Genomic DNA, 18,694 nt, shown 5'->3' with positions numbered 1-18,694 from the left:
TCGCTGCGGCACAGAAAAAAGACTTCGGGAGAATGGATATGACCCAGACGGCTCGGGACGCCAACGAACCCCTCAATGCCCAGATCATCAACGACGGCGCCGGGCGGCAGGATGCGGTCGATCTCGGCCATGGCATCTTCATGTCCAGGGACGTGTCCAACCTCTATCTGGTGACGACTGCGGACGGCAACGTCCTCGTCAACACCGGCATCATCTATAGCGCGGCGGAGAACCGGCGCCGCTTCGATGCCGTCTCCGACCAGCCGATCCGCAAGATCGTCCTGACCCAGAGCCACGAGGATCACATCGGCGGCTGGCCGACCTTCAGCGGCCCGGAGGTGGAGACCATCGGCCAGGCGAACCTGCCGTTCGTGCGCAAGCAGTACCGCGACCTCGGCACCACCATGGGCGCGCGCTCTCGCCGGTTGTGGAGCCGCGACCAGAAGCGCGAGCTGACCGAGCGGCCCGAGCCGGTGCTGACCACCACGTTCCAGGACAGTCACCGCTTCGAACAGGGCGGCCGCGCATTCGAGCTGCTGTCGGTGAAGGGCGGGGAAACGGTCGACTCGCTTGCCGTCTGGCTGCCGCAGGAGCGTATCGTCTTCACCGGCAACATGACCGGGCCGATCTTCGGCCACGTGCCCAACCTCTACACGGTGCGGGGCGAGCGCTATCGCTATGTGCAGTGGTACATCGACAGCGTGCAGCGGGTCATCGATCTCGAAGCCGAAGTGCTCATCACCGGTCACGGGGAGCCGGTGCGCGGCGCTGCCGAGATCCGCTCCCGCCTGACCCGCATGCGCGATGCGGCGCAGTACCTGCGCGACCGGACCTTCGAGGGCATGAACGCAGGCAAGGGCTTGTGGGAACTGATGGATACCATCCGCCTGCCCGAGGAACTCGCCATCCCGCAAGGGCACGGCAAAGTGCCCTGGATCGTGCGTTCCATCTGGGAGGAGCATCTGGGCTGGTTCCGCTACGAATCCTCCACCGAACTCTATGCGGTTCCGCCCCAGGCCGTGTTTCCCGAACTCGTCGCGCTCGCGGGAGGCCATGCGCCGGTGCTCGGGCGGGCGAGGGCGCTGCTGGAGGAAGGCAAGCCGCTCCACGCGCTCCATCTGGCCGAGGCCATTCCCGCCGGGGAGCCCGGGCATCGTGACGCGCTCGGCGTCCAGCTTGCAGCCCAGCGGGCGGTGCTCGAAGGCGCGGGGCGGGAGAACTTCAGCGAAGTGCGCTGGCTGGAAAGCGAGATCCTCCGGCTGGAGACGGCCCTGGGTGAAGCGCAGTGACCCATCCGCGTCTGTCTCTGGATGCCATGTGCACGTTCCGGTGGCCGTTCGAGCGCGAACTGGCGCTGTGGAAGGACGTCGGCGTCGGGCACGCGGGCCTGCTGATGAACAAGATCGCTGACGATCCGGGGCGCCACCTTGGTGCGCTCGACGATGCCGGTATCCGCATCAGCACGCTCATCACCGCAGGCTTCCAGCTCGCCGCGCCCGAGACGTGGGGTGCGACGCGCGAAACGCACAAGGCGATGATCGATCTGGTCGCGGCGCATGGCGGCCATTCGATCTATTTCACCAGCGGCCGGACGGTGCGCTGCGACTGGGACGAGGATGTGGCGCTGTTCGCGCAGGCTGTTGCGCCGACCGTCGAACATGCCCGCGCAAACGGCGTGATCGCTGCCTTCGAACCCAGCTTGCGGACCAGTGTTTCGTTCTGCACGCGCCTTGCCGACGCGGTGGACATCGCCGAGCGAACCGGGCTCGGGATCGTTTCCGACTTCAGCAACAACTGGATGGAGCGGGGCCTTGCCCAGACCCTGAAGCGCGCCATGCCGCACATCGCGCTTGTCCAGATCGGCGACATCGCCATCTCCGGACCGGGCGGGCGCTTGCACATCGGGCAGGGAGATCTGCCGCTCGGCCGCATGATGAACGACGTGCTGGAAGCCGGTTACGAGGGCGTGTTCGACCTTGAGGTCGTGCCTTCGGACTACACCGCAGATACCGCAGAGGCCGAGTTCCGGGCGGGCATCAATGCGGCTTCGGATCTGCTGTACGCGGCCGGGATCTGAGCGCCGGTCGCAAACAATAACGGGAGAGGAACGGGAAGATGTCCACATTCGAAGGCAAGACGGCGCTGATCATCGGTGCCGGGCAGAACATCGGTCGCCAGATCGCCCTCGAATGGGCCCGCCGCGGCGCCCGCGTCGCGGTTGCCGACATATCGAGGGACGGGGCCGAAGAGACCGCCGAACTCGTGCGTGCGTTGGGCGCGGAGAGCACCGGGCTGCATTGCAACGTGCTCGACGAGGCGTCGGTGCTGGAAGCCATCGATGCCGCCGAAGCCGCGCTCGGTCCCCTCGACATCCACATGAACAATGCCGGGATACTCTCGGGCGGCAATCCCGAGGACATCCCGCTTGCCGAATGGCAGCGCATGTTCGACGTCAATCTCTTCGGCATGGTGCGCGCCAACGCCATTGTGGTTCCGCGCATGATGGGACGCGGCGAGGGGCACATCGTCAATACGGCCAGCTTCGCCGGGCTCTATCCGTTCGCCGCGAGCCGCATTCACTATGCGGCGTCCAAGGCGGCGGTGCTGTCCATGTCGCAGAACCTCGCGCTCTATCTCATGCAGTTCGGGATTCGCGTGAGCTGCCTGTGTCCCGGCCCGGTCATGACGACCTCGCCCGATGCCATGAAGCACTTCAGCGAAGACTATACGATGCGCGCGCCGGGAAGCCATCTGTTCGTCAAGTCGCAGCCCGAGACGGCACGGATCCTGTCCGATGCGATGGAGGGCGGGGAGATCGTCGTGCCCACCCACGAGGAGGTCTGGACGACGCTGGCCGAAGTCGCCGCGAACCCCGATGCCTTCATCGAGAAGAAGCATGCCGAATTCATGGCGGGCGATCCCGGCAAGCCGGGCATCACCCAGGCCGTCATCGATTCGATCCGGGGCTGAAGGGACGATAATGACCTTGCTCGATCCCGACGAACGTTCGGCGCGCGGTGCGCAGGTCGCGCTGCGCGCCACCGCGCGCGAGCACGAGGTTCCGGCCACGCCGACCGAGGCGAGCTGGCGCGATTTCATCTTCGCGGAAATCTGGGCGCGACCGGGCCTCGAGATGCGCGCCCGCTACCTGATCTCGATCGCAAGCGCGGCCAGCAGCAACGGCCCGGCCGATCTTGTCGAGGATTACATTCGCGGCGCTCTGGTTACCCGTGAACTGACCCAGCCGGAGCTGCGAGAGGCGGCGTTGCACCTCGCCGTCTATGCCGGGTGGTCGCGCGGCGTGGAACTGGATCGGGCGATCACCCGCGTGACGATGGCGCTGGGGCAGCAGGTCAGCGAATACGACTCGATCAGGGCCGAGCCCTGGGATCCGGATTTCCGCGTGCGGGACGGCATAGACGAATTCAACACGGTCATGGGCTTTCCGGGACCGCCGCCGATGACCCCGTATTTCGAGGCGGGCATCGACAATTTCGTGTTCGGGGAAATGTGGAGGCGCGGCGCACTGGACCAACGCTCGCGGCGATGGATCACGCTGGTCGGTGTCTCCGAAAGCTGCGCGGCGACGCCGATCAAGACGCACTTCTACGCGGCGCTTTCGAGCGGCAACTGCACCGCGGACGAGTTGCAGGAGTTCGTCCTGCAGTACGCCGTCCATGCAGGGTGGCCGAAGGCTTCCGTGATCCAGGGCGCGGTGCTGGCGATGATCAGGAACCACCGGGAAGGGCTGCCATGGGACGCATGATGAACACGCAGCCCATCCGGACCGCCTTCATCGGGCTGGGCAGCCAGGGCGCGCCCATGGCCGAGCGTATGCTCGCCGCTGGCTTCCCGCTGACGGTGTGGGCGCGGCGGCCGGAGGCGCTCGCCCCGTTCGTGGCGCAAGGCGCTCTGGCGGCGGCATCTTTGCCGGAACTTGCGGCCTGGGCCGATCACGTGGGTATCTGCGTGGTCGACGATCCCGGCGTTGCCGCTATTTGCGAGCAATTGCTGCCTGCGATGCGGCCGGGCAGCCTGCTGGCGATCCACTCCACGATCCTGCCCGAAAGCTGCGAGCGCCTGGCGCGCCGCTGCGAAGCGGCCGGGATCGCATTTGTCGATGCCCCTGTCAGCGGCGGCGGCGGGGCGGCGGCGGCAGGCTCCCTGACGGTGATGTGCGGCGGCACGGAGGATGCCTTTGCACAGGCGAAGCCGGTTTTCGAAGCATTCGCCGGGCTGCTGGTGCACCTCGGGGCTGCCGGAGCCGGGCAGCGCGCGAAGATCGTGAACAACTCGCTGATGGCGGCCAACATGGGACTGGCTCATGCCGCCCTCGCGGCAGCCGAGGCGCTCGGCATAGACCGCAAGGCGGCGGCAGAGCTGATCAAGGGCAGCAGCGGCCGCAGCTTCGGCTTCGAGGTCTATGCGCGACTTCTACGTCCCGAGGCCTTCGAGCACGGCGCGGCGCTCCTGCGCAAGGATGTCGCCCTCCTGAGGGCAAGCCTTGGCGTGAACGGACCGGGTCACGTACTTGACGAGGCCGCCGCGGACTTTCTCGATGCGGCCGTGCATCGCGCCTAGAGCATTTTCTAATCAGGTGGAATCACCTGATGACTCGGAAAATGCGGCAAACGAGTGGCTTAGAGCGGCTATCCCTGCGGATATCCGAGCGCGGCGGAAAGCCCGCCGTCCACGAGCAGATCGGTCCCGCTGATGAACGATGCGCGATCGGAAGCCAGGAATTCGACGGCGTCGGCGATTTCCGACATGGCGCCTTCGCGCGACAACGGGGTCTGTGCGAACATTGCCCGCTTGCCCGCGCTCTTCTCGTAGGCGAGCGCCCCCATGGGCGTCGCGATGAGGCCGGGCGACAGCGACACGATACGCGCGCCGACCCGGCCCCAGTCCGCCGCCTCGCGCCGTGCCATCTGAAGCAAGCCGACCTTCGAGAGCGCGTAGGCGGTCGCAGGCGTGGCATTCTCGGCGCCCAGCACCCCGGCGACGCGGTCGGCGAGGTCCGGTGCGGCGGGCATTGCGAGGACTTCGATCACGGCCGGTGAAGGGCGGAAGCTGTGCGCGGCCAGCGACGCGATGAGGATGGCGCTTGCACCCGGCCGGGCGAGCGGCCGCAACGCTGCCGCAACCAGCGCTGGTCCACGCAGGTTCACCGCCAGTATTCTCGCAAAATCATCGGCCGCAATCGACAGGCCCGCAACGTGCACGAGGGAGCGAAATCCGCCCAGGCCCTCCGCCATGCGGGAGAGTGCCGCGACCGCGTCGGTGTCAGTGACATCGCATGCGAGCGGATGGACATCCGCGCCGTCACGGGCGAGTGAATCGGCCTGTGCACGGGCTGCCTCACCATCGATGTCGGCCAGCAGCACGCGGTGGGTCTGCGCCATGCGCCTTGCTACGGCCGAGCCCATCCCACCGGCACCGATGACGACCGCCAGCGGAAGGTCGGGCCTCCGGGTCCGGCCCGGAACGCCGCTCATTCTGGGGCGCCTTCGCCATCGTCGGACACGGCGGGCGTCCAGTCCGGATAAGCGCCGAGGCTGAGGACGATCAGGCCACTGACGATCGAAATGCTGACACCGGTGAGGAGAAGGGGGGAGTAACTGCCGAAGGCGTCGTGCGCCACTCCGGCGGAAAGCGGACCGATGGCCGATGCCAGCGCGATCATGCTCGTCATCACGCCGAAGATCGCACCGTAATGGCGAAGGCCTGCGTAGCGCGCGGTCAGGTAGCTGCACAGCTGCATCTTCGTGCCGGCCGCATAGCCGCTGATCATCATACCCACGACAACCAGCGCGGGAGTGGCGACCCCGTCCATGAGCAGGGGCCAGGCGATAGCGGTCGACGCCAGGGTCAGGCCGCCGATCCAGCGGGCATGAAAGCGATCGACCAGGGTTCCGGTGATGAGTTTGCCCGCAACCCCGGCGATCCCGGACAAGCTCACGAGCCAGGCGGCACTTTCGCGCGAGACCCCGGCCTCGACCAGAATGGGGAACTGATGCACCACGACGGCGATGGTCGCGGTCAGGATAAGGAAGGTGGCGATCGCGACTTTCCAGAGCGCGACACTGCGCCACGCCTGCGCGATTGTCAGGCCGGGCACGTCCGGGGCCGGTGCCGGTTTCTGGGCTCGGCGGTCACCGGGCGTGGCGGCCGCGCTTTTCCCCCTGAGGAACAGCACGGACAGGACGAAGGCAACGCCGCCCCAGCCCAGTCCCAGAATTACGAATGCTTCCCGCCAGCCGAAATGCGTGATCAGCCAGTTGCTGAGGGGCGGTGCGATGACCTGCGCCAGCGCGGTGCCCGACATGGTTATGCCAAGGGCGAGCCCGCGGCCCTTGGTGAAAGTGGCCGCCACGGCGGTGGACCACAGCGTCGACTGGACGAACAGGACGAACACGCCCCACACCAGCCACAATACGATCCACTGCACGAACGAGCCCGACGCGAGCGCGAAGGCGCAGATGGACGCGGTCGTGAGCACAAGGCCCGGCAAGGCGATGCGGCGCACTCCGCTGCGGTCGATCAATGCCCCGATGAACGGCGAGAGCACGATGGAAATCAAGGCAGCTGCGGCAAGGCCGCTCGAAAGCTGCGTGCGGTCCCATCCGAAGTCGCGCGCCAGCGGGTCCATGAACACCCCGGCGGCGGGGGTCATGAATGACATGAACGAGAAGCCGATCGAAGAGGCGAGCACGACCGGCCAGTAGCGACGCCACTCGGCCGATGCGGAAACGAGCTCTCCAGTCATATGCAACCTCTCCCTTGTGCCCGCTTGTCGCGGCGCGCGATTCTTCTTTGGGAGATCAGTATGGGGCGAGGACAGCGGCCGTCCACTAAAAGTATCCTCTTTTAGTGGGTCTGTACAACGCTCAAGCGATATGCGCGGCTAGGCAGCGAGATTTCATCGCGTGTTCGCCACTAACCCATTGGATTCATCATCGATCGGCGGCGGAATAAAGGGTTCTTAATTTGCATCCCGCCGCTACGCGTTATCCGCGTTGCCGGCTAGACGCTGACGTATCAGCGGCTAGCGCGACGAAGCGGCGCTTCAGGCGCGAATGCCAGATCTTTCGGCTCAGCTGCGCGCCGAGCACCGCAAGTTCGCCGTCACCGAGGCCAATCGCGGTAAGTTCGAGCAGTTTCGCGTTCCGCCACTCGCGCACGAACACGCGATGCTCGGCGCTGTCGTTGTCCTCGATCGGCTCTGCGAAACGGCGCCGGGAGAAGGCGGAGTTGATATCGAAGATGAGTTTGATGTATTCGCTCTGCGCCAGCGCGAAGATCGCATCCTGCGTCTCGCGTTCGAGCACCCTGACCGCATCGAAGGTGGCCTCATCCTTGAGCGCCGCGATCTTTTCCTTCAGGCGGCTGCATGTCGGTTCGATCACCTGAGGGTCGCGGCTTGCGGCCTTGCGTACCGCCTCCACCCACAGCGCCGAGGCAAGCACAGTCACGTCGCTGGGTTCCATGTCGAGTGTCTCGAGATATGCGCTGACAGTCGCTTCGATCGTGTCGGCGTCCGGGCGTGCGCTGAAGTACCCGCCGTTCATGCCGCGCCGCACGCGCAGCAGGCCTTCTCGCTCCAGCAGGCGGGCGACCTGACGTACCGTGGCGCGCGCACAACCGAGCTGGACGATGAGCGCCTCTTCACTCCCGAGAAGCGTGCCCTCCGGACTGGCGAGCGAAATTTCGCGAAGGCGTTCCGCGGCGACTTCCAGGGGGGTACGGGTTTTGGCGGCGATGCTCATGGATGCATCTCAAGCACAGAACGCGCGCGGCGGTCCAGTGCGCGTGTTTCAGAACAGGGCACGGACCTGCCGCATCGCCCGCCCGGCGTAGTCTTCAAGGCTGGCGATATCCCGCGCCTCGATCTGGTTTGGCGCTTCGAGACAGACCGGGACATGCGGGGGAAGGGCAGCCGCGAGAGCCTTCAGGGGGAGTTCCCCTTCGCCGGGAACGGATCGTTCGAAGCACGCCTCCTCCATATAGGGCTTGCCGGGGCCTACCATCGCCGCATCGGACATCTGCACGCGTCCCAGAAGCTGCGGGTCAAGCTGCGCGACCTGTTCCGCGCTATTGCCGCAGCGAAACAGGTGCATGGCGTCGATGATCAGCTTGGCGTGCGGCGATCCCAGCGCGTCCAGTACGTCCAAAGCGTGTTGAAGGCCGGAAAAGGCGTGAGGAGGCGCAAATTCGAGATAGAGGCCGAGACCGCGATCGTGTGTCATCGATGCCAGTATCGCCAATTCATCCATGGCGCGTGCCGGGTCCGTTTCGATTGCCACCGTGCCGACTGCGACCACACCCATTTCGGCCATGAGGTCGAGATCCTTGTCTAGTCCCGAGACCGAAGAGCCCGGGCGGATCGCAAACCCTTCGCCAAGCGACAGGCTTATCCCTTTATCCCCGGCCCGTTGCACCACCTCGAGCCGCGCGGATCGCCCATCGCGCAGCGACCATGGTGCGAACTGTGGAAGGCGCCACGGGACAGGGCCAAGGCCAATGGAAATATGCCCGCAGCCAAGTCGTGCCGCCAGATCGATGTGATCCCCGGGAGGCATTCCGAACACCGTTTGAGAATCGATTCCAAATCGGTCCATGTCCATAGTCCCTCGTTGCCCTGCCGATCGAGTTCGTCTCATTGCATGTGCACACCACGATACAGGATACTTTTTTGTGATTCAGGTAAGGGATATCGCAGTCATGATGCGAATATCTGCCATAAAGTATGCCCAATCGTAGCATGATTCTCTGAGTGTGGGCGCTGTGGGCACAATACCCGGAAGACGCTCGAAGATGCGCGCCGAGGATATTGTTGCGGCAGCGGGCAAGATGCCCGAAGGGCAAAGTCCTCCGTTACCATTTCCGCAGTTACATCGATCAGTATCGGATAGTCCCCCGCGCCTGAGGGCACCCGTTTATTCGCGTGGACGATGCAGTTCAGCTTTGCGCCCCGCCTTGACGCTTACACTATCCGAGGATCGAAACAAAAACACGGCAGGGGAGAGATAATGGTACGTTCAGCCAGGTTTCGTTCGCGATGCGGTCGGGGTACGGCCATGTGCATCGTCACCGGACTGCTTTTGACTGCCGGTGCCATTCCGGGCGAAGCTGCATCGCCAACGCCAGAGGCGATTGCCTGGCCCGAAGCTGTTCCGCCGGGTGCGACCGCCGATCCTCTCTTCACGAAACCCTATGTCGACATCGACGAGTGGCGTGATGCACCGGTGCGGCACCGTTACGTGCATGGCGGCTTCACCGGCACGGACATGCGTTTTTCCTTCTACCTCCCGCCCAAGGAAAAGTACGAAGGACGCTTCTTCGAATACGTCACCCCGGTGCCCGACAGCGAGAACCTCGCGCAGAAGGACACGCGCGATGGCGGAGGCAATATCGGTTTCGCGGTCAACCATGGCGGCTATTACATCGAGACCAACGGCGGCGGAGCCAGCGCCAACTCGGGGCCCGCTTACGCGACCGACCCGACCATCGGGGCCTACCGGGCCAATGCGGCTGCAGCCCAATTCTCCCGCGTCGTCGCCGCCAGGATGTACGGGGGCAAGCGCCCCTTCGGCTACATCTGGGGCGGCAGCGGCGGCGCCTATCGGACCGTAGGCAGCATCGAGAACACGGCCGGTGTCTGGGACGGGGCGGTTCCCTTCGTGATGGGCTCGGCGATGGCGACGCCGTACAATTTCACCGCGCCGCTCTATGCCTATCGGGTCCTGGGAGACAAACTGCCCGGCATCATCGACGCCTTCGACGTCGGCGGAACGGGGGACCCGTACAAGGGGCTGGACGCCGAGCAGCGCTCGGCGCTTTGGGAAATCCTGCAGTTTGGTTATCCCTTGCCCGAGCTGCGCGCTCTCGCCCGTGGCTATGTCGGCGCCTTTCCGGTGCTCTATCCGGGCATGCTCGCGGCCGACCCGACGTACTTCACCGACTTCTGGACCAAGCCCGGCTATGAAGGGTTCGATCCGCCCAAGTCCTTGCGCGACGCCCGTATCCAGCAAAAGGCGAAAGTCGTGCGGCTCATCATGGCGGCCGATGCAAACCGGCTCGGGATCACGCTCAAACCGCAGATGGGCCAGGCCCGGGGCACGGCGGAGCTTGCTTGGCAGGCGCTGATGGGTCCGGGAGGCAGCGAACTGCCGGTCGCCATCGAACTCGACGCGGTTCCGCAACGTGACTTCGGCAGCGCGGCCGACCTGAAGGTCAACAGCGGCGCAGCGGCGGGAGCGCTGCTGCGGCTGCAGCGCGTCGACGGGAAGATCGTCGTCCTGCAGAGCAACGATACGGCCGTTCTCGCCAAGCTCGCCGCTGGGGACGAAGTACAGATCGACAACTCGAACTGGCTGGCCGCGCAGACTTATCACCGGCATCAGGTCCCGACCCCGGACTTCTACACCTGGAACCAGTATCGCGGCCCGGATGGCAAACCGCTGGGACCCCAGCGGCCCAAGCTGCTAGGTCCCCAGTTCGCCATCGGAGCGGCGGGCGCCGTGCCCACCGGCAGGATCGGCGCGAAAGTCATTCTCGTCGAAAATCTCTCGGACACTGCGGCATGGCCGTGGGGCGCGGACTGGTATCGCACCAAGGTAGGCGAGCACCTCGGCAAGAAAGCCGACGACGCCTTCCGGGTCTGGTTCACCGAGCATGCCGAACATGGAGGTCAGGGCAGCGCCGAACTGGTGACTTTCACCGGCGTGCTGCAGCAGGCGCTGCTCGACGTCAGCGCGTGGGTGGAAAAGGGCATCGCACCGGCGCCGAGCACTGCCTATTCCATCAAGGACGGACAGGTCATCGTGCCGCCGACGGCGGCGGCGCGACTGGGCATTCAGCCCGTGGTCGCGCTGCGGGCCAATGGCGGCCTGCGCGCCGAGGTCGCTGCCGGAAAGCCGGTCACCCTGACCGCCGAGGCTCGCCTTCCAGAAGGTACTGGCCGCATCGTCGGCGGCGAGTGGGATTTCGAAGGGAAGGGCAGTTTCAGCGATCCAGCGGTTCTGGAGTTTCGCAAGGACGGGAGCGCCGCAGTGGGCGTCACTCACGCTTTCGCGGTGCCGGGGACCTATTTCGTGGGACTGCGCGTGACGGCCCAGCGGGAAGTGGAAGCTGGAAGCCCGTATGGGCGGATCATGAACCTCGGCCGGGTTCGTGTCGTGGTGAAGTAGCCTCGACGCGCTATCTTTTCCGATCAAACAAGAACGGCTCCGGGGAAGACCCCGGAGCCGCTTTTTTTCGCCCTGCCCGGTCGGGGCCGGACCAGTGGCCCGGCCCCGCCGTCACGGTCAGAAGTTCTTGCGCACGCCGAACTGCACGATGCGGCCGATCGAGAAGGCGGAACCTTGCGTCGCGTCGTAACCCAGCCCGGTCGCGCTGCGGAACTCGGGGGGGGCGGCGTCGAACAGGTTCTGGACGTTCAGCGTGAACGACAGGTTGCTCGTCAGGACCGAATCGGACTTCACGTCGTACTTGAAGAACAGGTTGATGGCGTCGAACGCGGATATCTTGGTCTGGCCGAACTCGACCGTGCCGCGCTTGTAGCCGGAGGTGTGGTTCCAGGTGACCTGTGCGCGAAGGCCGCCAATCGTCGTTCCCAGCGTGCCCTGCATACGGAACACGGGCGTATTGAACGCCAGGTCGTCCGCGATCGGGAGCGATGGCAGCGCACGGGACTTCTGCGACAGGCGATAGTTGCCCGATGCGCTCGCATCGAACGAGGCGAAGCTGGTGTCGAGCACGTAGTTGGCGCTGAAGTCGATGCCATCGAGCTTCGCGGTCCCGAGGTTACGCGACCGGGTATCGAGCGAAACCAGGACGGGCGTGGTGACCCCGCCCGCAGTGATCAGCGCCTGAGAGGTCGAGGTGGGGTTGGCGACCGTGAAGTTGAAGTTGGCCGGATTGAACTGCGTCAGATAGGCTGCCAGTTCCTGACCAGTGGGCCGCACCGAGTAGAGCTGCGGGAAGTTGGCATAGTAGTCGGTGAGATCGGCGCTCGTCACCGGCCGGCCGATCGTGCCGGACAGGTCGATGTTGTAGTAGCTGGCGTTGAGGGTGAGCCCCGGCACGAAAGGCGGCTCGATTTCCAGTCCGGCCGACCAGTTGGTGGCTTTCTGCGGCTGCAGGCCGGGGGCCGTGCCGGACACGAAGAGACCGACCTCGCCGGGCGCTGCGGTCACGCCGGGCGGCGTGCGCAGGAACGCGGCAGGCACCGTCGCGACCGCCGATGCCAGAACGCCAAGCTGGTCGACAGGTGATGGTGCGGTGAAGGACTTGCCCCAGTTGCCGCGGATCGCGATCCATTCGACGGGGCGCAGCGTGGCGGCGAACTTGGGATTGAAGGTGTCGCCGAAGTCGCTGTACTTGTCGTAGCGGGCCGAGGCGGACAGCGACAGCTCGTTGAGGAACGACATTTCGTTGCTGCTGCCGACGATCGGCACTTGCAGTTCGCCGAAAACGGAATCGACCTTCTGCGTGTAGCTGGTGGGGTCCTGGAAGGCGTAAGTGGTGGCGTTGGTCGTGCGCCGCTGGAAATTGTCCTGCATGTGTTCGTAGCCCACGGCAGCCTTGACCGAGCCGCCCGGGAGGGCGAACAGCGGGCCGTTGGCGATTGCGCGATAATCGAACAATTCGTTGCGTCCCACGCCCTCGGCGTAACGCAGCAGGCTGGCGGCCGTGGCAGGGCTGGCGGTGCCCACGTCATAGGGGTTCAATGCCCCGGACGCGAGTGCGCTGGCCTGCGCGGTCGTGCTGATCTGTGCGTTGCGGAACGAGGTGGTGGCGATGCCGTAGCTGAACAGGCCGCTCAGTTCCCAGTCGGAGCCGAGTTCGATCGAGATCGACGGCGCGATGCGCCATGTTTCCAGATTGGTTTCCTGCGTGGCGGAGCGAGCGCCGAACAGGGGGCTGTAGTCGTACCGAACGACTTGCGGCAGGCCGGTGTTGGCATCGCCGGTGGGGCGGTAATACGGCGATGCGGCGGTGAGCGTCGCCTGCCCCGTGGCTCCGGTGCTCAGAGCGCCGGTCCCCAGCGTGCCGCCTACGGCCTCGATGGCGCGGTTCGCATAGAGCGCGGTCACGTCGAAACGAACCGAGTCCGACAGACGCTGGTTCAAACGGGCGAAGACCGTGTGCAAGGTCGCGGTGGGATAGATGGCAACCGTGTCCGAGAAGTCGCACACGTTGGGGCCACCGGCCGCCAGCCCGGCGCCCGACGGCACGTAGGTTGCCGTGCCGACGCTGACGTTCGGAGCGGCGCAGTTGCGACCGGTCGGCACCTTGGTGTCCCAGTTGATCTGCTTAACCCAGTCCCGGTCCGAACCATAGACGCTGTCATGGTGCGAATAGCCGTAGGCGACGTAGAAACCGCCCGAGCCCCAATCCTTGCCTGCCATCGCACTGGCATCGACCGACTTGTAATTTTCGCCCAGGCCGTAGCGGGCGTCGACCTGAAGGCCGTTGAAGCGGTCGCGGGTGACGAAGTTCAGCACGCCGCCGAGAGCGTCCGAGCCGTAGACGGCCGAGCCGCCATCGGTCATGGCCTCGACGCGCGCGATGACGCCGGGCGCGATGATGTCGGGATCGACCGCAACCTGCTGGATGCCTGCACCGACCACACGCTGGCCGTCGAATAGAACGAGCGTCTGGGCGCCGCCGCTGGTGTTGGCGCCGGGCAGGTTGCGCAGGTTCGGACGGTTAATTGGATTGGACGCGTTCGCTCCGGCCTGGGGCGACACACCGGCGGGCAGGGCGTTGAAGAAGTTACCCACTTGCGGAACGCTGGCGAGAACCTGGCTCGTCGATGCGGCGCCGGTCGCGGTGACCTGTTCGCTGGTGACGCCGATGACGTTGTTGCCCGCCGGTGCGATGCCGCGGATGAGCGTACCGGTCACCACGATCGGCTCCGACGTGATCTGGTCGGCCGAGGTGTCCTCGGCGGGCGGCGCTTTCTCCTGCGCCGCCGCCATGCCCGGGATCAGGGCGATCCCTGCCACGCCGATCGCAAAACGCCACGCGGCGCGCTTCTTATTGAATTTCATCGTATTATCCTCCCCTTCTTGGTTGAAAACCATCGCCCGCCGGCTCTTTCCGACCGATCGGGCGCAACACGAATTGTCAGGTCTGCATGGCGAGCCTTTCTGCCGCGACCCGGCGCAGCTCGCTTGTCTTGATCTTGTTGCTGCCGGTGACGGCCAGATCCTCGGGCGCGAAGAACAGCACCCGGCGTGGAACCTTGTAGCTGGCCAGCCTGGTTCGGGCGTGGGACCGCAGGTCTTCCTCGCTGACCTGCGCGCGCTCGTGAAGGGCGACACAGGACACCACGATCTCACCCAGCGTATCGTGCGGCACGCCGACCGTCTGCGCGACCTTGACGCCTGCGCATTCGCGGATGACCTCGTCGATCTCCAGCGGGGAGACGTTGGCCCCCCCGGTCTTGATGATGTCGTTCAGCCGGCCTTCCCAGTGCAGACGTCCGGCATCGTCGAGCCACCCGCCGTCCCCGGTGCGCAGGAAGCCCTCCGCGTCGAGCGTGTCGGCAAGGGCCACGCCGAGGTAGCCGAGCATGAGCGTCGGCCCCTTGACCGCCAGTTCCCCGCGTTCGCCCAGCGGCATGGTCCGGCCGGTCAGAGGGTCGACGATCTTGAGGATATTGCCCGGCAAGGGCAGCCCATGGCTTTCCGCCGCTTCTTCCCGCGACGTCTGGGCAGGATAGGCGGCGCTGAGCGTGAAGGTCTCGGTGTTGCCATAGCAATGCCGTGGCTCGATCCAGTCGACCTCGACCGTCGGATGCCGGGCGATCGGCGAGGTCTCGTCGACATAGACCAGCGAGGACAGATCGACTTCGGCCCAGTTCGGTGCGGCGATCAGTTGCTCCCACTGATGCGGCCAGGCGAAGAGGAACTGAACTTTGTGGGCCTCCATCAGCGCCAGCGCCTCGGCAGGCTGGAACGTGGACTGCAGAACGATGGTGCCGCCTTTCGCGAGCGTGCCGCCCACGATCATCGCGAAGTTGCCGGACCAGAAGAAGCCATTCGCGGTCCAGCTGCGGACGCCATCGCTCAGTCCTTGCTGCGGCCCCATGCGCCACATCTGCAAGGTCACCCCGCGATGCGAGGATACGATGCCCTTGGGAAGCGCGGTGGACCCTGAGGAAAAGAACAGCACGCCGGCATCGGCCGGAGAGACCGCAGCGGCACGCGCGGCAATACTCGCCTCCGCGATCGCGTTGCCCGCCGCGAGGAAAGCGGACCAGTCCTGCACCGCTCCGCAGGCCCCGTCGCCGACCATGACCAGCGTCTTGAGAAAGGGAAAGCGCAGCGAGGCGAAGCTATGCGGCGTGGCCTCGGTAACCCGGGTATCGAGTTCGGCCAGTGCCGCCAGGAAGTCCTTCTTGAGCACGGTGCGTTCGAACAGCAGTGTCGAGATCGCCGATTTCTCGATGAGGTAACCAAGCTCGGCGGCCGTCGAGAAAGTTCCGATCGGCGCGGCGACACCTCCGGCGAGCGCGATGCCGAAAGTGGCGGACAGGAATTCCGGCCGGTTCGTCATTAGAACGCCGACCCGCTCGCCGTGCGCAAGCCCACAGGCGACGAGCGCTTTGGCCACCGCATTGGCTTCCCGCCAGAGGTCCGCATAGGACCAGCGCTCGGTCGTGCCATCCGCGCGGGAATGGATCAGGGCCTCGCGGCTGCAATATTGCGCCGTGACTTCGCGCAGGAAGCCCCCGAGCGTCAGTGCGCCCAGACCGGCCTCGTCGCCGAGCGGCAGGCCGCAGGAGATGGACAGGGCCGGATCGGCTATGAAGCGGTGTTGGGTCACGGCGTCGATCCGGTCAGTAGGGAAGCTGGATTTCGTTGACCGAAGTGACGACCGTCTTGCCGTCCTGGTTGGTCATCCGCACCTCGATCCGCACTACCGGGAAGCCCCATTCCGAATCCGCGATTTTCTCGACCACTTCGCCCTCGATCCAGGTGACGTCGCCCTCGAACGCAGGACCGCGAAACTCGGACTTGGCGTGGCGGACCATGCCGTCGTGTCCGGCCCAGAACGCCAGGTAGTCGGTGTTCCACGCGGCCATCGTGGCGCCGTAGCCGTAAGCACGGTGCATCCCGATCTCGCTCGCACGGCTGTCGTCGATGTGGCCGCGCGATGGGCCGAGGTAGAGCCCGTCACGCAGGCGCGGATCGATCATCGCGCCTTCCTCGTCGAAGCTGAACCCGTCGATCCAGCCCATGTCCTGATTGACCCAGCAGTCGGGCACGCCATCCACGCCCTGCCAGTAGAAGCTGCCCCAGATGTTGAATACGAAAGCGCGGTATTCGGTGGTGAAGCTCGCGATCGAGTGAGGGCCGATCACCCGGCGCGGCAGCTTGTCGCCTACCGAGACGTCCTCGAAATGCGGTGACTTGCCGTCTCGGTTGGAAAGGAACCAGTCGCGCCGTGCCTGGTCGATTTCCGCCAGTTCCGCCTGCGTCCATTTGTGCGGCGTGCCTGCGGTGGAGGCGTACATGCCCCGCTTTTCGGCCTCCTTGGCCAGATAGCGGATCACGGTAGGGCAGGATTTGGCGATGAGGTCACCGCGCTGGTTGCGATGGATCGTGTCGCCGCGCTGGAACAGGGTCGGACCGGCGAACTTGGTGTCGGTCAGCTTGTAGCCGGTGAAGATCCGCTCATGGCTGATCTGGTCGCCGGGCCGGACGTTGACGCCGTACCACCACCATTCCTCGCCGCCGAAGATCATGTGCTGGCCATCGATCCGGCCCACGCAGGCCTGATTGTTGCCATGCCCGTAATCGAGTGCGACCAGCATCGACTGCGGTGCGATGATGTCGCCGAATCTGGACGCCGCCGCAAATCGCTGGTCCCAGTGGATCGGGTTGACGTAGTCCATCGCCATGACCCAGCGGCGGATGTCGGTCTTGTTGCATGGCTCCCACAGCTCTCCACCGCCGACCTGATGGCCAAGACGCCATTCGACGTCGCTGATATCCATTTCGATCCTGGGATCCGCTTCGGCCATGTCCCGCTCCTCCTCGCGAAACCACGCGACGCAGGGCAGGCCTGCAACGTCGCTGGTTCATCGTTGAGGGACATAGTCGCGCAATCAGAACCGTATGGCTTGACCTATCAGGACAAAGTGTTCCCTGCCGTTGCAGACTTGCGGGTCGCGCGTAGCTGCGAAGGCGATTGCTAAACCCCGCGCTTATGCGCAACAAAGCTGCCGGATTCTAATCCGCGCTGGTTGAAGCCAGGGGGCAGGTCAGCACCAATCGAACCGCACCTAACGGCGGCCAGTTGCAGCACGGGCATGGGGTTTATCGTGCGATTTTGCGGATGTTGCGCGCCATCTCATCGAGATGCGACGACCAGGTTCCGCAGCAGCCTCCAAAGATATCGATATGCGGATAGCGTTGCGCCAGGTTGCTGATGCGATGGCCCAGGTCGACGGGGTCTCCTTCCTCCAAGTGGCCGATCGAGCACAACTCGATCTTGTCCTTTGCGCTCGCATTTGGGCGTAAGCTGCGCACGCGCCGGACCCAGTCTCCCGGTTCGAGCGCCGGTTCGAATTCAAGCGGATGCGAGCAATTGATACCGTAGTAGTCCGGCTTGGCGTCGCCAGCCTGCGCATCGATGGTCTCGACGGCTTCTTTCAGGCTTGCGCCCGATTTGAGCCGGTGGTCGCTATCCAGCATGAAGGAGATGCCAAGAGGGAGGCCGATCCGCGCAGCCGCCCGTGCGACACCGAGCGCCTCAGGGATGCCGTTGAATGTGGCCGCCCACACAAAGTCGACCTCCGCACGCTTGAGCACCTCAAGCTGAAAACCGTGATAATCCTCGGCTTCGTCGGCCGTGATCGTCCGGTTGAGCGAGTAGGCGTCTCCACGCGGGCCAACTTGTCCGCCGATGAGGATTTCCGTGACTTGTCCCTCATAGGGCCGCGCGACCTCGCGAAGGAAGTCAATCGACCGTTGGAGCGCATCGGCGAGTCCGGCACGCGAATAGCCGAGCTTGTCGCCCCAGTCCGGGCTGCCGCGATAGTCGAGCCCAGAGAGCATCGCGACGAAGCCGTGCTCGGCGGCGACGTCGAGTACGCGGCTGTACATCGTCTTCAGGTCGGACATGGCGGCGGGATTGTCGAGCAAAGGATACATGGCAAATTCCGGCAGATCGTGCCCGTACCGATATTGTATCTCGGTCTCCTGACCGCCTTCCGTCAGATAGAAGCGGCCGTCTCTCTGCGGAGTAAATCCTGCCATCTTCCACGTCCTCGCGTTGGCGAGTCCAATCATATCTTATTGAGAGGGGCACTTGAAGTCCTGGAAAACTCACCATCGCCAATAGTATCCGCGCGACAAAAAAGCTCGAGATCTGCCGGTTGGAACACGGCCGAGCTTGCTCGCTCGAGATGGGGAAGCGGCCGGTCTGCCCTTGGAGAGTGGAAATCGGCGGATAAGTGACCGGGATGGGTCGGGCCGAGAAGCCCGTCATCCCGGGAAGCCATCATTGGAAAGAATCGAAAGCCTTTCGACCTGCCCTGCCTGGGGCACGGTTCGTCCATCCGTTTCCCTTTTTAACGATTCCGTGTCTAGGGGCCGACGAACTCGCTTGATGCCGACTTCGGCGTCGCTTCCATTCCTTGGTCGATCATCGGCCTTATTCGCCACGTGTCGGGCGC

Annotated in this window: 14 protein-coding genes; 6 read left to right on the top strand and 8 right to left on the bottom strand. The window is 65.0% G+C overall.

The window, feature by feature from the left end:
* The first annotated feature begins 38 nt into the window (after nucleotides 1–38).
* The 5 genes from HWN72_RS25105 to HWN72_RS25085 are packed head-to-tail and all read left to right on the top strand — an operon-like array spanning nucleotide 39 to nucleotide 4,581.
* On the top strand, nucleotides 39–1,289 hold the full coding sequence (locus tag HWN72_RS25105; RefSeq protein ID WP_248006326.1) for an alkyl sulfatase dimerization domain-containing protein: 1,251 nt from the start codon (nucleotides 39–41) through the stop codon (nucleotides 1,287–1,289).
* A complete protein-coding gene (locus tag HWN72_RS25100) occupies nucleotides 1,286–2,077 on the top strand; it encodes a sugar phosphate isomerase/epimerase (RefSeq protein WP_211151663.1) in 792 nt (263 codons plus the stop codon). The genes HWN72_RS25105 and HWN72_RS25100 overlap by 4 nt, the downstream gene beginning before the upstream one ends.
* 38 nt (nucleotides 2,078–2,115) lie before the next feature.
* Complete coding sequence (locus HWN72_RS25095) at nucleotides 2,116–2,970, top strand: SDR family NAD(P)-dependent oxidoreductase (RefSeq protein WP_211151662.1); 855 nt, start codon at nucleotides 2,116–2,118, stop codon at nucleotides 2,968–2,970.
* A 10-nt stretch (nucleotides 2,971–2,980) separates the two neighbouring features.
* Nucleotides 2,981–3,766 (top strand): carboxymuconolactone decarboxylase family protein, encoded by a 786-nt coding sequence (locus HWN72_RS25090; RefSeq protein WP_211151661.1) that lies wholly within the window; start codon nucleotides 2,981–2,983, stop codon nucleotides 3,764–3,766.
* Nucleotides 3,754–4,581 (top strand): NAD(P)-dependent oxidoreductase, encoded by an 828-nt coding sequence (locus HWN72_RS25085; protein ID WP_375154543.1) that lies wholly within the window; start codon nucleotides 3,754–3,756, stop codon nucleotides 4,579–4,581. The genes HWN72_RS25090 and HWN72_RS25085 overlap by 13 nt, the downstream gene beginning before the upstream one ends.
* A 68-nt stretch (nucleotides 4,582–4,649) precedes the next feature.
* Here the strand turns inward: HWN72_RS25085 and HWN72_RS25080 are convergent, their stop codons facing one another.
* From HWN72_RS25080 to HWN72_RS25065, 4 genes are all read right to left on the bottom strand, one after another.
* On the bottom strand, nucleotides 4,650–5,495 hold the full coding sequence (locus HWN72_RS25080) for an SDR family oxidoreductase (protein WP_211151660.1): 846 nt from the start codon (nucleotides 5,493–5,495) through the stop codon (nucleotides 4,650–4,652).
* Complete coding sequence (locus tag HWN72_RS25075) at nucleotides 5,492–6,766, bottom strand: MFS transporter (RefSeq protein ID WP_211151659.1); 1,275 nt, start codon at nucleotides 6,764–6,766, stop codon at nucleotides 5,492–5,494. The genes HWN72_RS25080 and HWN72_RS25075 overlap by 4 nt, the downstream gene beginning before the upstream one ends.
* A gap of 241 nt (nucleotides 6,767–7,007) precedes the next feature.
* The gene (locus tag HWN72_RS25070; RefSeq protein ID WP_211151658.1) at nucleotides 7,008–7,766 is read right to left on the bottom strand and encodes a GntR family transcriptional regulator; all 759 of its coding nucleotides are present in this window, start codon (nucleotides 7,764–7,766) and stop codon (nucleotides 7,008–7,010) included.
* Between the two features lie 48 nt (nucleotides 7,767–7,814).
* Complete coding sequence (locus HWN72_RS25065) at nucleotides 7,815–8,624, bottom strand: sugar phosphate isomerase/epimerase (protein WP_211151657.1); 810 nt, start codon at nucleotides 8,622–8,624, stop codon at nucleotides 7,815–7,817.
* A 453-nt stretch (nucleotides 8,625–9,077) separates the two neighbouring features.
* Here HWN72_RS25065 and HWN72_RS25060 point away from each other — a divergent pair, with 453 nt between their 5' ends.
* On the top strand, nucleotides 9,078–11,189 hold the full coding sequence (locus HWN72_RS25060; protein ID WP_211151656.1) for a PKD domain-containing protein: 2,112 nt from the start codon (nucleotides 9,078–9,080) through the stop codon (nucleotides 11,187–11,189).
* 117 nt (nucleotides 11,190–11,306) lie between these two features.
* Here HWN72_RS25060 and HWN72_RS25055 read toward each other — a convergent pair whose 3' ends face one another.
* The 4 genes from HWN72_RS25055 to HWN72_RS25040 form a co-directional block, all read right to left on the bottom strand.
* Nucleotides 11,307–14,057 carry a TonB-dependent receptor domain-containing protein gene (locus HWN72_RS25055; RefSeq protein ID WP_211151655.1) on the bottom strand — a complete coding sequence of 917 codons (2,751 nt, stop codon included), beginning with the start codon at nucleotides 14,055–14,057 and terminating at the stop codon, nucleotides 11,307–11,309.
* A 76-nt stretch (nucleotides 14,058–14,133) separates the two neighbouring features.
* Nucleotides 14,134–15,837 carry a class I adenylate-forming enzyme family protein gene (locus tag HWN72_RS25050; protein ID WP_211151654.1) on the bottom strand — a complete coding sequence of 568 codons (1,704 nt, stop codon included), beginning with the start codon at nucleotides 15,835–15,837 and terminating at the stop codon, nucleotides 14,134–14,136.
* A gap of 13 nt (nucleotides 15,838–15,850) precedes the next feature.
* Nucleotides 15,851–17,038 carry a MaoC family dehydratase N-terminal domain-containing protein gene (locus HWN72_RS25045; RefSeq protein WP_211151653.1) on the bottom strand — a complete coding sequence of 396 codons (1,188 nt, stop codon included), beginning with the start codon at nucleotides 17,036–17,038 and terminating at the stop codon, nucleotides 15,851–15,853.
* Between the two features lie 295 nt (nucleotides 17,039–17,333).
* Complete coding sequence (locus HWN72_RS25040) at nucleotides 17,334–18,275, bottom strand: homocysteine S-methyltransferase family protein (RefSeq protein ID WP_211151652.1); 942 nt, start codon at nucleotides 18,273–18,275, stop codon at nucleotides 17,334–17,336.
* Between the last annotated feature and the right edge of the window lie 419 nt (nucleotides 18,276–18,694).

Origin of the sequence: Novosphingobium sp. HR1a, assembly GCF_015594425.1 — a bacterium.
Lineage (GTDB): Bacteria > Pseudomonadota > Alphaproteobacteria > Sphingomonadales > Sphingomonadaceae > Novosphingobium > Novosphingobium resinovorum_A.
Note: the sequence above shows the minus strand (reverse complement) of the source record. Positions and strands in the feature narration are given on the sequence as shown.

What these genes read in the sequence shown, in the direction of transcription:
- HWN72_RS25105 (WP_248006326.1), top strand. Translation starts at nt 39, where the DNA reads ATGACCCAGACGGCTCGGGACGCCAACGAACCCCTCAATGCCCAGATC.
- HWN72_RS25095 (WP_211151662.1), top strand. Translation starts at nt 2,116, where the DNA reads ATGTCCACATTCGAAGGCAAGACGGCGCTGATCATCGGTGCCGGGCAG.
- HWN72_RS25090 (WP_211151661.1), top strand. Translation starts at nt 2,981, where the DNA reads ATGACCTTGCTCGATCCCGACGAACGTTCGGCGCGCGGTGCGCAGGTC.
- HWN72_RS25085 (WP_375154543.1), top strand. Translation starts at nt 3,754, where the DNA reads ATGGGACGCATGATGAACACGCAGCCCATCCGGACCGCCTTCATCGGG.
- HWN72_RS25080 (WP_211151660.1), bottom strand. Translation starts at nt 5,495, where the DNA reads ATGAGCGGCGTTCCGGGCCGGACCCGGAGGCCCGACCTTCCGCTGGCG.
- HWN72_RS25075 (WP_211151659.1), bottom strand. Translation starts at nt 6,766, where the DNA reads ATGACTGGAGAGCTCGTTTCCGCATCGGCCGAGTGGCGTCGCTACTGG.
- HWN72_RS25070 (WP_211151658.1), bottom strand. Translation starts at nt 7,766, where the DNA reads ATGAGCATCGCCGCCAAAACCCGTACCCCCCTGGAAGTCGCCGCGGAA.
- HWN72_RS25065 (WP_211151657.1), bottom strand. Translation starts at nt 8,624, where the DNA reads ATGGACATGGACCGATTTGGAATCGATTCTCAAACGGTGTTCGGAATG.
- HWN72_RS25060 (WP_211151656.1), top strand. Translation starts at nt 9,078, where the DNA reads ATGTGCATCGTCACCGGACTGCTTTTGACTGCCGGTGCCATTCCGGGC.
- HWN72_RS25055 (WP_211151655.1), bottom strand. Translation starts at nt 14,057, where the DNA reads ATGAAATTCAATAAGAAGCGCGCCGCGTGGCGTTTTGCGATCGGCGTG.
- HWN72_RS25045 (WP_211151653.1), bottom strand. Translation starts at nt 17,038, where the DNA reads ATGGCCGAAGCGGATCCCAGGATCGAAATGGATATCAGCGACGTCGAA.
- HWN72_RS25040 (WP_211151652.1), bottom strand. Translation starts at nt 18,275, where the DNA reads ATGGCAGGATTTACTCCGCAGAGAGACGGCCGCTTCTATCTGACGGAA.